We start from the raw sequence: 12,317 nt of genomic DNA on the forward strand, positions 1-12,317 counted from the left end.
TCCGGAGATGGGGGTGTTATGGGTTTGAGTGATGAGGGGATGAGGGGTAGGAATGCAAAAACGCTTAAAACTTTACCAGTTATAATGATAAACCATCGAAAACTGTTCCCTATTGTTTATTCTCTGCCCTAACCAACAAATTTTTGCTCAATATATAACGAAATGGTAAAATAGTTATATAATAAAATAAGCAATTAATGAAGGTATCAAGATGTTATTTCGTCAATTATTTGATCAAGATACATGGACTTATACCTATCTCATCGCTGATTCTGATACTAAGGAGGCGGTGTTGGTAGATCCTGTTATTGAACAGGTGGAGCGGGATTTAAAGTTGGTGCGTGAGTTGGGCTTAACCCTCAAATATTGCATGGAAACCCATGTTCATGCGGATCATATTACGGGTACGGGTAAAATTAGAGAGTTGACGGGCTGTAAGGGTTTAGTGCCTGAGAAAGCGAAGGTAAATTGTGCCGATCGCCACTTAGTCGATAATGAGGTGGTAATGGTGGGCAATGTGGAAATAAGGGCGATCGCCTCTCCGGGGCATACAGACTGCCATTTTGCCTATTTAGTGAATAATAGTCATTTACTCACAGGGGATGCCCTTTTCATCCGTGGTTGTGGACGTACGGACTTCCAAAGCGGTGATGCCCGAATGCTCTACGACACCATTACAAAGCGTTTTTTTACCCTCGCAGACGATGTTTTAGTTTATCCAGGCCATGATTATCGAGGACATACGGTGTCCACCATTGCCGAAGAAAAAGCCCATAATCCTCGCATTAGTGGCAAAAAAAGAGACGAGTTTATCGAGTTAATGGATAACCTTGATTTACCAGATCCCAAAAAAATAATGGAAGCAGTACCCGCCAATCAAATGTGTGGAAAGGTTTAGGAGCATTTTTGTTAACCATACCCCAGAAAAATTATGATTATTGCCAATATCATCCAAAGCCAATATCAACTTATCTCCCCTCAAGAGTTAGAACAAAGAATGAAAAATAATTCGGTAGTTGTCATTGATGTGCGGGAGAAAGATGAGTATGAAAAAGGACATATCCCCGGGGCATTACTAAAACCCCTATCCGAGTTTTCCGCCAAAGAACTAGCATCCTATCCTAATATCGTTCTCTATTGCCGTTCTGGGAAGCGTTCTCACACCGTCGCCGAAAAATTGATCGAAACAGGCATGACCATGGTAACAGAGCTAAAAGGAGGTATTACGGCATGGCAAGAAGCCCATCTCCCCGTAGCGACTTAATCATATTTATTTCAATTAATTGATTATTCTTTCATTCATTCCCCATTCCTCTAGCCCCTGCTTTGGGCATCTTTCCTTGAAAGGAGAGATTCTAAGCAATATCAGTTTAACTGAATATCATCAATAAATCAGAGAATAACTTTATTATCCATTCTCAATTATCAATTATTTTAAATGCGTTTAACTTTTGGATTAATTTTAGCCATCATCATCGGACTTAGTTTAGGGTTAATCGGTGGTGGGGGCTCAATTTTAGCCGTGCCGATTCTCCGCTATGTGATGGGGGTTGAGCCTCGAAGTGCGATCGCCATGAGTCTTTTTATCGTGGGTACTGTTAGTATCATTGGTATCATACCCCATTGGCGACAAGGTAACGTCAATCTACCCGTAGCCATCAGTTTTATACCCCCTGCCATGGTAGGCTCTTTTTTAGGAGCAAAGATTACCCAATTTCCCTTCATCACCGATACTGTGCAACTGGTTGCTTTTGGTATTGTCATGTTATTAGCCAGTATTTTAATGATTAAAAAAAGTAGTGCTAAAACATCCACAAAAGAATTAGAAAAAACCACCGTAAAAGTTAAAACAATTAGTAAAAATAAGACAAAAAAAATAATATTAACTATCACAGAAGGATTAGTGGTGGGTATCCTCACAGGATTTGTGGGAGTGGGAGGAGGATTTTTAATTATTCCAGCCCTTGTATTAGTTGGGGGTATTCCCATGAAAGAAGCCGTCGGCACGTCTTTATTAATTATTGCAGCTAAATCAGCTAGTGCTTTTATGGGTTATTTAACCTTAGTAAATATTGACTGGATATTAACCATTGGCTTTACTTTTGCCGCTACCGTTGGAATTATTTCTGGTTCTTATTTGAGTAAAATAATTGATGCTAAATACCTTCAAAAAGGATTTGGATATTTTGTTTTAGTGGTAGCAATATTTGTTTTAATTGCTAGATAATACTAAATCCGCTAAACTTTAAGAATAATACTTGTTATTAAAAAAAAATAAATTATCAGTTATTTTCCCGTAATAATACTATTTCTTTTATCTAAATAAATAAGACGAATATCAAGGGGGATTAATTTTAAAAGTTGTTTGTGGGCGTAGTGATATAAGTCTTCTATATCCTCCGATGAAATATTATTTCCTTCTGCTTTAAGATAGTTAATAATTTGTTCTTCTTGCCAAGCAAATTTATCCCTTGTTACCATAATTAAACGTTCTTTAGGAGACAATAAGTTAATAGATTGTTCAAGGTAAAAGTGAAGGGGAAAATATCTTATATCAAGGGAGATTTCATTATTTTTAAATTCTTTCCTATCTTCTTTTTGTAAATAGTCTATGGCATATTCAATGATAATATTTTCATAGAATTGCTCGTCTTGTTTGTTACTTTTATCTAAGTTTAAATTAAATAAAAAATAACTTATTTCTCGCCACACTTGAAACGAAAAATAAGTAAGATCTTCAGCTTCATAAAAACCTACTATAACGTCATTTATTTTACTATAATGACGACAAAAAAGAGAGACTAAATATTTCCCTTTGTCTAAATGAGTTTGTAATAATTCCAAGAGAATAACATCATCTATTTGTAATAGAGGATAGATTAAAGGATGATTGGCTTCTGGAAAATCAGTGGAATTCATAGAAAAATTTGATAAGGTATAATTGATTAGAAAATGAAACTAAAGAATAAAAAATAGAAAAATACTTTTAATGTCAAGGCATTTCAACCTACCACCTAATTTTTAACACCCAATACCTAAGTTAATGATTGCTAAATGATAGAGAAATATTCCACAATATAATATAAGGTTTAAACTGAGATTATATGATAAATAGCAATCTAACTATGGTAAATATTTTAGGGGCGTTTTTACCCGGTATTACGGATGGTTTATTCTCTACTCAGGGAATTATGGTAATGCTTTTGGTGGCTTATGGTGGTGCGATGTGGATGTTTTTAACCAGCGCCCCTAAGGTGCATACTATCATGGTATCGGATTTAGCTGTGGCGCAGGAATTTTATGAGGGTTTATTAAATTTACCTGTGGCGGATGTGCCTTTACACTATTATTATAATTATGATCAAAGTTTAGGTTCTGCAATGTTAGATCCTATTTATACTGGTGGTAGGGCTAATACCTCAGTTTTACAAGAAAATACGGGATTATGGTATCAACTTCGTAAAAATACCCAGTTACATGTCATTGGTGGTGCGAGTTTAGGTTATAAAAATTCCCAGCGTCATGTCTGTTTTGATCATGATTGTTTGGATGATTTATTATTGAGGATACAATCGCGCCGTTTGAAGTATAAGATTCGCAGCGAAAATCCCCTTAATTTTTTGGTGAAGGATTTACAAAATAGGGTGATTGAAATGGCAGAAGCTAAAACTTAAATCAATTGACAATGGACAATGGACAATGGACAATTAAATTTAGATAAGGTTGTTTATTTTTTAACTAAATTTTAAAGAAAGATTGTTATTACAAGATTCAGCGTTGTTGTCTTTGGAGTCGGGTAGTTGGTTTAAATTGATTTGTGGTGCTAGTTATCAGCATTTACCTTCTATTCGTAATTTAGCTTTGGCTTATACCCTTGCAGGGGTTGATTGTATTGATGTGGCTGCGGATAGGGCGGTTATGAATTCTGCTTTGCTGGGAATAGAGGTAGCGAAAAATTTTCGACAAAAGGCGATCGCCCTTGGTTATAATCCTAGTAATCCTCTTTTAATGGTAAGTGTGAATGATGGGGAAGATCCTCATTTTCGCAAAGCCTACTTTAACCCTAGCATATGTCCCCCTGAGTGCGATCGGCCCTGTGAAAATATTTGCCCTGCCGATGCCATAAAATTTGATAATCCCACCGTAGGAGTAAAAGAAAAACTTTGTTATGGTTGTGGGCGCTGTGTGCCAGTATGCCCCTATAATTTAATCCATACTCAATCCCATGTCATTAGCATCCATGAGACATTAAATTGGTTAACGGAATTGCCCATCAACGCCCTAGAAATCCATACCCAAGAAGGGCATTTCAGCCATTTTTGTCGTCTATGGCAATCCATCCAACCCCACTTATCAAAACTGCAACTAATAGCCATCAGCTGCCCCTACTCTCCCACCGTCACCAATTATTTACAGCAAATAGAAAACCATATCAAACCCCTACCAATTTGCCTAATTTGGCAAACCGACGGGCGCCCCATGAGTGGAGACATCGGCAAAGGCACTACCCATTTAACCATCAAATACGCTCAAACTATGATAGAAAAAGGTTTTAAGGGTTATTTTCAACTAGCAGGGGGTACAAATGAACATACCGCTGTTAAAATGAAAGAAATGGGGCTTAGTGACAAAATTAGTGGCATTGCTTTTGGTAGTAAAGCCCGAAAAATTCTCGCTGACACTTTACAACAGTTAGAAACCATCTCCCCCCAAAATCAATTAGAAGATTATCCTCATCTTTTATGGAAAGCAGTATCAAAGGCGAATGATTTAGTAAAAAGTCTCAGGGAAATAAGCCATTGAATCAAATCCTACTGAGATGCGTTTTTAGGCATTGCTGATTTTGAGTATGAAGCATTATTGAATTACAGTAAATATATAGTATTAAAACTATTATTACTATTGCCCATTCCCTATTGCCCATTGCCCATTGCCCATTGCCAAACTCAACTAAAAATCATACCTTAATTCACCAACGCCCGTTTTTATTAATCTAGGTTACTCATTATTATCTATAAATTTAAAGTAATTTCCTCCACTTGCCCCAATTCACCGATTTGTTTAGGGGTTTCCTCATTAACACTAATCAACAAACCTCCTGCATTACCCGCGCGGATGGTAAATTCTTCGGTGGCAATCCATTCCCGTTGACTACCTTTGGTTAAAATCCCCTCAAACTCGGTATTACCATCAATAATAACCCTTACCCATGAATCATCTTGGGCATTAATGTTGACCTTTAATTGTTCTGGATTATCATTGACATTATTTACCACAGGAATAGTCGTATTATTATCTACGTTTTCTTTAATCGGATTTTCCGTTACTGTCGTTTCTTGTGGAGTATTATCTTGGCTATTTTGGGTTTCTATATTCTCTTGGGTGGTAAAAGGGGTAGGCTGTAAAATTTGATTAAGACTTTTGATAGAAAAAAATAACAGGGCAATATAAATAACATAAAGATATTTACTATTAAAATTTATTCTCCAGTGAAAAGGAATAATATTTTTATGATGAATATTTTTACGATGGTGATAATTATTGGTTTCCACAGGGAAATTATGAATATCTTCCCTAATATTTATTCCTAAGAAACTAGAATATTTTTTCAGTAATTCCTTAATAAATACGGGCTCAGGTAATTTACTTAAATCACCATTTTCTATCGCCCTTAACATATTTTTAGTAATATGAAGATTATCAGAAATAGACTCAATATCCCATCCTAAAGACTGTCTCTTATCCTGCAATAAGACACTAATCTTTTCTAACTCCTGTTGACGAATTTGGTTATAATCAACTTCCGTGGATTTTTTCTTAGTAAATAGTTTTAACATATATGTTATCTGTCTGGCTCATTCTATCTAAATCTTAATTTTTATTGTTATGAGCAATTATACTCAATTTGTTCACTTCCGAAGCAGTTAAAAAACGACATTCTCCCAATTTTAAATTACCTAAACGGATAAATGCGATCGCACTTCGATGTAAACTAATAACAGGATAGCCAAAAAGTTCAGCAATACGTCTAATTTGACGATTACGCCCTTCATGAAGGACAATTTCAATTAAACTTTTAGAAGCCATTCTTTTCTTAACAACGATTTGGGCAGGAAGAGTTTTTTTACCCTCCCAGATAAAACCATCAGACCATTTTTTGATAAGTTCATCTGGTATGTTACCCTGAAGCCAGACTTGATAGGTTTTTGGTAAATGATAACGAGGATGAGTCAAACTAAGGGTAAAATCACCATCATTAGTCAGAATCAAAGCGCCCGTAGAATCCATATCCAATCTACCCACAGGATGAATTCCCTGTCCCAATTTTAACTCAGAATTTAATAAATCTAAAACAGTTTTTCTTTTTTTAGGATCATCACAACTAGATACAACCCCTTTTGGCTTATTCAATAATATATAAACTAATTGAGGGCGATTTTTACGACTTAAAACTTTTCCCTCCACCTCTATTTTATCTTTATTTGGATTTGCCTTGTCACCCAAAGTTATAACCATTCCATTAACCTTTACTTTTCCCGCCACAATCATTTTTTCAGCTTCACGACGGGAAGCAACCCCCCATTCTCTCAATATTTTTTGTACTCTATCAACCATTAATTTGATTACAGAAAAATCATCTTTATCCACCAATCATAATGACACAAATTAGCTCGATTTATCACCGAAAAAAATTATCCCCTAACAACCTTAAAGGATTAATCAACAACTAACCCAAATCAGAGATAAAGATAATACAAATTAACTGTTTATTACTCATTCTCAATTTTTTTACTTCTATGCTTTATCTTATAACTGTTTCCCTTCATGAACAAAAAATATCTTTCCCCTACGGCTTCATTGTAAAATTTTCATTGTTAAAATTTTAGACAACGATGAATATTAAAAAAAAATCAGAAATTATATCTAGTTTTATCACTCCCGCCATTAAATTATGGATTCGCACCCAAGTTGAATCCATCACCAAATTAGACGTTACCATTGACGCAGGAGATAAACAAATTTTGACGGGAAAAATTAATCAAGTTAACTTACAAGCGAAAGAAGCTAATTATCGAGGTATTTTTTTAAACTATGCCTCCGTTGCCACAGAAAAAATTGCTATTAATTTAGGTGGAATTTTACGGGGAAAGCCATTAAAGTTATTACATCCTATATTTGTTTCTGGAAATATTATTATTACTGCTTCTGAGTTATCTAAATCCCTAGATTCTTCTCTTTTACAAGATGGTTTACAAGATATGCTGAAAATTTTATTGAATAATGAAGACGTTTCCCCAGAAATCATTAATCAATATCACATTGAGTGGCACAACATTACCATGGAAACTCAAAGAATAATTATCGAAGGAAGTTTATTAAATATTGTCAATAATACTAGGGAAAATTTAGTTATTACTAGCAATTTAAATATAGAGAAAGAAAATCAATTATTACTTACTAATTTACAAATAGAAGGAATCAAGGAATTAAGTAATAGGGCAATCAATGATTTAACCATTGACTTAGGTAATGATGTTTCATTATCAGAATTAACCATTTCTTCTCAAGAGTTACACTGCATCGGCACAGTTAAAGTAGTAAGTTAAAATATCTATTAATTTATATCCGTTGAATCATAACTTTTACTTCATTTTAGTTTACAATAGGTGCTTTTATTTTTGACCCTAGTTTAAACTAAAAATAGTCCATAATAACAACAAGTAATGCTTTTCTTAAGTAATCTTTCCATGGATAATCTCAATAATTATTATGATTAGATAAAATTTGCTTGAGTGAATAAATGGGAAATAAGAAATGATAACAGCATTTTAATAATTTGGTTATGACTATAATCAATGATGTTTAACACTACTACTAAGCAACTTTTGGAGAAAAGTAAACAATTAATAACGTCATCAATATATATATTAAAAAAATACTAACATTAAAAGAATGAATATTTTTACACTTTTTCTTATCTGTGCTTTTGGATTTTATTTTACCGTCATGAGAAATATAAATGCGGAAGACAATATTATCCTAAGACAACCCCCCTTAGAAGAAATAAATCCTAAGATAAGTCAAAATATTATCGATAATAAACCAAAAATACAAATAGCTATTTTACTTGATTCTAGTAATAGCATGGATGGTTTAATAGAACAAACTCGCACACAAATTTGGTCAGTAATTAATGCGGTTTCTAAAGTTACTAAAAATGGAGAAATACCAGCTTTTGAAGTCTCCTTATACCATTATGGTAATAATTCCCTACCTTCTACCGAAGGATTTAATAGAATGTTAAATCAATTAACCACTGACTTAGATATAGTTTCAGAAAACTTATTTTCTATTCAGACAAATGGAGGGCAAGAGTATGCGGGATGGGTAATTAATTCAGCAGTAAATGAATTAAACTGGAGCAATGATAATGGAAACTTTAGGGCTATTTTTATCGCAGGAAATGAGCCCTTTAATCAGGGAAATATTTTATGGGAAAGGGCTATCAATTTGGCATCATCGAAGGATATTATTATTAATACTATCTACTGTGGTGAGGCAGAAAATGCAGAAAGTAATCTTTGGGCTAGGGGCGCTGATTTAGGAAAGGGAAGCTATTTTAATATCAATCAAAATCAGCGTATTGTCGATATTCCTACCCCTTATGATGAATCTATTAAGGAATTAAATCAAGATTTAAATGATACTTATATTCCCTATGGTGAGCAAGGTATCGTATCCTATGAAAGACAAAGACAACAGGATATTAATGCTTTTTCTAGTCCTACTCCTACTGCTGGTTTAAATAGAGCTATTACTAAGACTACACCGAATTATAACACTGATAGTTGGGATTTGGTAGAGGCGATCGCCTCTAATACGGTTACATTAAATGATATAGATAAGCAAACACTACCAGAAAATTTACGCTCTTTAACCACTAATGAATTACAAAATATTGTCAATGAAATGATTGAAAAAAGAGAAAAAATTAAACAAGAAATTACAGAATTATCTCAAAAAAGAAGACAATTTATCGATGACAATAAGCCCATATTAGATAATAATTTAACCCTAGAAAATTTAATGATAGACACCCTTTATAACCAACTTAAAGCCAAAGGATTTTCTATAAATTAAAATTAGGCGTTGGTGAATTAAGGTATAATTTCTTGTTGAGGAAGGGAACAGGGAACGGTTATAATATTATTTAGAAGTCTCAGTTTTTTGTGTCATTCAATAATGTTTCATGCTCAAAATCAGCAATGCCTAAAATTATAATTAAGGTGCGCTCGATGGGAAAACAAGAAAGATATAATTTTTTGGGAATTAATTCTGAAAACTTAATATCAACTATTCATAAACTCCGATGATTTTCCCCAAATAACCGTCTGATTACTATAAATAACCATACCAGGTTTAGCCCCCTTAGGCTTATAAACATATTTTGGTTTAGTATAAATTACAGGTACTTGATCACTTTCCCTACCTTGACTATAATAAGCCGCAACATTAGCCGTATATTGTAAATCCTTTTCTCCAGGAATATCTCCTGCATTTAATCTTAACAAAACATGGGAACCAGGAATTTCTTGGGCGTGAAACCATAAATCATAATCCGTAGCAATGCGAGAAATTAATAAATCATTTTGTCGATTATTTCTTCCCACTAAAACTTCAAAATTAGAAGGAGTTTTAAACGCCCGTGGCTGAGATTCTTGATTATTATTGGTTTGTCTATGTTGATTATCCTCAATATATTTTTGACTAATTAATTCTGCTTTAATTTCTGCCAATGTATCAAAATCTTCTGTATCACTATTATCTAATTGTAAGACATTATTTAAGGTTTGTTGAAGATAGTTTATTTCTGCATTTACTTCTTCTAATAAAGGTTTAACTGCATCTTTTGCTCTTTTTAATTTTTGGTGTTTTTTATAGAGGGCTTGGGCATTTTGGATGGCATTTTTATCAGGGGCAAGATCAATTTTAATCGGTTCTCCTGTGGTAAAATCATTAAGGGTAATAGCATCGCTTCCTATGCTCCATTGGTGAAGATTTGCCATTAATAAATCTGCTTGAGTACGATATATTTCAGAATGTTTTGACTGATTAATTTTATCTTGATATTTATCTGCTTTTACCTGTAATTTTTTAGTAATACTTTTAATTTTTTGTTTTAATTGTTGCTGTAGTTGTTGAAACTTTTCTTGATCAATCTTTTTAGTATAATAATCATTAATTATTTGGTGTAAATCTTCTTTCGGTACATTTTCATCCACAGGAGATAGTATGCTATAACCTGAAGAAGTAGTATGGGGATAAAAGTTTTTTTCTTGAATCGTCATTAACCATTTTTGCCATTGTTGGTAAAGATTTTTCCATTCATCAATGGTTAACTGATAATTATCGATGGGTAATTTTATATCCGCATAATTTATCAATTCTTTAGCAATAGTAGGGCTTACTCCTCCATAGGATTTAATTAACTGTTTATCTAATCTACCAGGAATGAGGTTAACGGTTTCTTGCCAATCAGTAAATGACTCGTCAATTTTGGGAGTATTACCCGACAGGGGAGGGGGTAACTGATAGATTTGGCTGGTTTCTACGGTGCGCACACTAGATTTTGCCGCCGTAATTTGTTTGGCAACGGTAATAATCTGTTGTTGGGCGTTGGTAAGGATAACGTTACTATATTTTCCCATTACCTCTACATATAAATGATATAGAGGTGTTTCGTTGGGGCGCTGGGCAAATTGAAAGTCAACTACCCTTTCCCATTCACTCACAATATTCACCCCAATTAAAGCATAACCACTAATTAAGTGTCGTAACTGTTCACTAAAAGTAAAAGTATCCTTTTTCCGTGGCGGTGCATTTCCTATACATATTCTGGCGGCTTGAGGATGCCATGCAATGGTTAGCCATGATTTTTTTTTCAAACTACGTAAACATAATGAAATTGAAGTGCGATCGCACTGATATACTTGTTCTAAACGAGATGGTATATATTCGGCATTAAGAGAATCACAAATAGCCACAAGGGTTGTATAGTCAACGGGTTGCATATTGATTAGTGTTAAATGCTAAGGATTATTAGGTTTTAGGTGATATGGGGAGTGAGGGATATGAGGGGAGAGGGTTATGGGGAGTTAGGGTGATAGGGAGTTAGGATAATAATAGTTTTACTATTTATTTATTGTCCATTGCCCATTGCCCGTCATCAATCAAACTTTATCCCTAACTCAAGTTAAATATGATTTTGAGTTGGTGACAATATCTTGAATCCTGAATTATTACGATAATTCCATTATGTTTTATACTATAACCCTTGCAAAGCCCTTTTATTATTGCCCCTTGCGTGAATTATCCATTATCCACTGTCAATGATTCTTTTTTAATAGGATTACCACACTCAGATAACTGATAACTACCTTCTTGCAAACCATGCTTAACCGCCACCCTATCATCAAAAACAAAACATTCCCCCTCCCACAAACTTTCCTCCTCAGGCACTTCCTCCAGATACTTCAAAATACCACCCTTAAGATGATAAACCTCCTTAAAACCCTTCTTCAACATCAAAGCCGTTACCTTCTCGCAACGAATACCCCCCGTACAAAATAAAGCCACTTTTTGTTCTTTATTTTCGCTCAAATGTTCCTCAATATAACCATTAAATTCTCGAAAAGAATTAATATGAGGATTATCAGCCCTTTTAAAAGTACCGATTTCCACTTCATAATCATTACGAGTATCCACCAACTTCACATCAGATTGAGAAATTAACTCATTCCACTCACGGGGAGATAAATAAGTGCCGACTTGCTCATTGGGATTGGCTTCAGGAATACCAAAAGTAATAATTTCTTTTTTAATTTTTACCTTCATCCTCTCAAAAGGCACATAATCCATTGGGGAATACTTCACATCAAAACCCTGATACCCAATAAGTTTTTCCACCTCCTCCACAACCTTATCAATGGCTTCTGTCACGCCGACAATATTACTATTAATTCCTTCAGAAGCAATTAAGATAGTACCTTTTATCCCGAAACCATTACATAAATTTAATAACTTTTCCTGTAATATTTCAAGGTCTTTTAAGGGAGTAAAATGATAAAAAGAAGCAAAGGTAAATTTCATATCCTATCTAGTCTTAATATTCTGAAAAGTTAACTAATGAAAATTGGCAACAGTTATCCAACATAGTCCATTAATTTTCAATAATCATACCATGGAATTACGACAAAATTATTGGGCATTGCTGATTTTGAGCATGAAACATTATTGAATTACAGTAATAGTATAGT

12 protein-coding genes are annotated in these 12,317 nt (G+C 34.0%); 7 read left to right on the forward strand and 5 right to left on the reverse strand.

From position 1 onward, the window contains the following. Positions 1-211 precede the first annotated feature (211 nt). The 3 genes from IQ215_RS11635 (at position 212) to IQ215_RS11645 (ending at position 2,227) form a co-directional block, all read left to right on the forward strand. Positions 212-898: an MBL fold metallo-hydrolase gene (locus tag IQ215_RS11635; RefSeq protein WP_193801577.1), complete on the forward strand. Its 687-nt coding sequence runs from the start codon at positions 212-214 to the stop codon at positions 896-898. A gap of 33 nt (positions 899-931) precedes the next feature. Next, entirely contained in the window at positions 932-1,264 is a 333-nt protein-coding gene (locus tag IQ215_RS11640) for a rhodanese-like domain-containing protein (protein WP_193801580.1), read from the forward strand. Between the two features lie 174 nt (positions 1,265-1,438). Continuing rightward, entirely contained in the window at positions 1,439-2,227 is a 789-nt protein-coding gene (locus IQ215_RS11645) for a sulfite exporter TauE/SafE family protein (protein WP_193801583.1), read from the forward strand. A gap of 59 nt (positions 2,228-2,286) precedes the next feature. On the opposite strand, the gene IQ215_RS11650 is transcribed toward IQ215_RS11645, so the two are convergent. After that, a complete protein-coding gene (locus IQ215_RS11650; RefSeq protein WP_193801586.1) occupies positions 2,287-2,919 on the reverse strand; it encodes a hypothetical protein in 633 nt (210 codons plus the stop codon). A gap of 206 nt (positions 2,920-3,125) precedes the next feature. Here IQ215_RS11650 and IQ215_RS11655 point away from each other — a divergent pair, with 206 nt between their 5' ends. Beyond that, positions 3,126-3,674, forward strand: a complete 549-nt coding sequence (locus tag IQ215_RS11655) for a glyoxalase-like domain protein (protein WP_193801588.1) — start codon at positions 3,126-3,128, stop codon at positions 3,672-3,674. Between the two features lie 82 nt (positions 3,675-3,756). Next, positions 3,757-4,803 (forward strand): circadian clock protein LdpA, encoded by a 1,047-nt coding sequence (gene ldpA, locus IQ215_RS11660; protein WP_193801590.1) that lies wholly within the window; start codon positions 3,757-3,759, stop codon positions 4,801-4,803. Positions 4,804-5,012: 209 nt separating this feature from the next. Here ldpA and IQ215_RS11665 read toward each other — a convergent pair whose 3' ends face one another. Continuing rightward, on the reverse strand, positions 5,013-5,837 hold the full coding sequence (locus IQ215_RS11665; RefSeq protein ID WP_193801591.1) for a helix-turn-helix domain-containing protein: 825 nt from the start codon (positions 5,835-5,837) through the stop codon (positions 5,013-5,015). 34 nt (positions 5,838-5,871) lie between these two features. After that, on the reverse strand, positions 5,872-6,615 hold the full coding sequence (locus tag IQ215_RS11670) for a pseudouridine synthase (RefSeq protein WP_193801592.1): 744 nt from the start codon (positions 6,613-6,615) through the stop codon (positions 5,872-5,874). A gap of 278 nt (positions 6,616-6,893) precedes the next feature. Between IQ215_RS11670 and IQ215_RS11675 the strand changes: the two genes are divergently transcribed. Beyond that, a complete protein-coding gene (locus tag IQ215_RS11675; RefSeq protein WP_193801593.1) occupies positions 6,894-7,607 on the forward strand; it encodes an LmeA family phospholipid-binding protein in 714 nt (237 codons plus the stop codon). Between the two features lie 346 nt (positions 7,608-7,953). Next, positions 7,954-9,141: a VWA domain-containing protein gene (locus IQ215_RS11680; RefSeq protein WP_193801594.1), complete on the forward strand. Its 1,188-nt coding sequence runs from the start codon at positions 7,954-7,956 to the stop codon at positions 9,139-9,141. A gap of 209 nt (positions 9,142-9,350) precedes the next feature. Here IQ215_RS11680 and IQ215_RS11685 read toward each other — a convergent pair whose 3' ends face one another. Beyond that, on the reverse strand, positions 9,351-11,072 hold the full coding sequence (locus IQ215_RS11685; RefSeq protein WP_193801595.1) for an Rqc2 family fibronectin-binding protein: 1,722 nt from the start codon (positions 11,070-11,072) through the stop codon (positions 9,351-9,353). A gap of 298 nt (positions 11,073-11,370) precedes the next feature. Next, the gene (locus IQ215_RS11690; RefSeq protein ID WP_193801596.1) at positions 11,371-12,150 is read right to left on the reverse strand and encodes a rhodanese-related sulfurtransferase; all 780 of its coding nucleotides are present in this window, start codon (positions 12,148-12,150) and stop codon (positions 11,371-11,373) included. Positions 12,151-12,317 lie beyond the last annotated feature (167 nt).

It is taken from the genome of Cyanobacterium stanieri LEGE 03274 (assembly GCF_015207825.1).
Classification (GTDB): Bacteria; Cyanobacteriota; Cyanobacteriia; order Cyanobacteriales; family Cyanobacteriaceae; genus Cyanobacterium; species Cyanobacterium stanieri_B.

What these genes read in the sequence shown, in the direction of transcription:
- IQ215_RS11685 (WP_193801595.1), bottom strand. Translation starts at nt 11,072, where the DNA reads ATGCAACCCGTTGACTATACAACCCTTGTGGCTATTTGTGATTCTCTT.
- IQ215_RS11670 (WP_193801592.1), bottom strand. Translation starts at nt 6,615, where the DNA reads ATGGTTGATAGAGTACAAAAAATATTGAGAGAATGGGGGGTTGCTTCC.
- IQ215_RS11640 (WP_193801580.1), top strand. Translation starts at nt 932, where the DNA reads ATGATTATTGCCAATATCATCCAAAGCCAATATCAACTTATCTCCCCT.
- IQ215_RS11655 (WP_193801588.1), top strand. Translation starts at nt 3,126, where the DNA reads ATGGTAAATATTTTAGGGGCGTTTTTACCCGGTATTACGGATGGTTTA.
- IQ215_RS11650 (WP_193801586.1), bottom strand. Translation starts at nt 2,919, where the DNA reads ATGAATTCCACTGATTTTCCAGAAGCCAATCATCCTTTAATCTATCCT.
- IQ215_RS11675 (WP_193801593.1), top strand. Translation starts at nt 6,894, where the DNA reads ATGAATATTAAAAAAAAATCAGAAATTATATCTAGTTTTATCACTCCC.
- IQ215_RS11645 (WP_193801583.1), top strand. Translation starts at nt 1,439, where the DNA reads ATGCGTTTAACTTTTGGATTAATTTTAGCCATCATCATCGGACTTAGT.
- IQ215_RS11680 (WP_193801594.1), top strand. Translation starts at nt 7,954, where the DNA reads ATGAATATTTTTACACTTTTTCTTATCTGTGCTTTTGGATTTTATTTT.
- IQ215_RS11635 (WP_193801577.1), top strand. Translation starts at nt 212, where the DNA reads ATGTTATTTCGTCAATTATTTGATCAAGATACATGGACTTATACCTAT.
- IQ215_RS11665 (WP_193801591.1), bottom strand. Translation starts at nt 5,837, where the DNA reads ATGTTAAAACTATTTACTAAGAAAAAATCCACGGAAGTTGATTATAAC.
- IQ215_RS11690 (WP_193801596.1), bottom strand. Translation starts at nt 12,150, where the DNA reads ATGAAATTTACCTTTGCTTCTTTTTATCATTTTACTCCCTTAAAAGAC.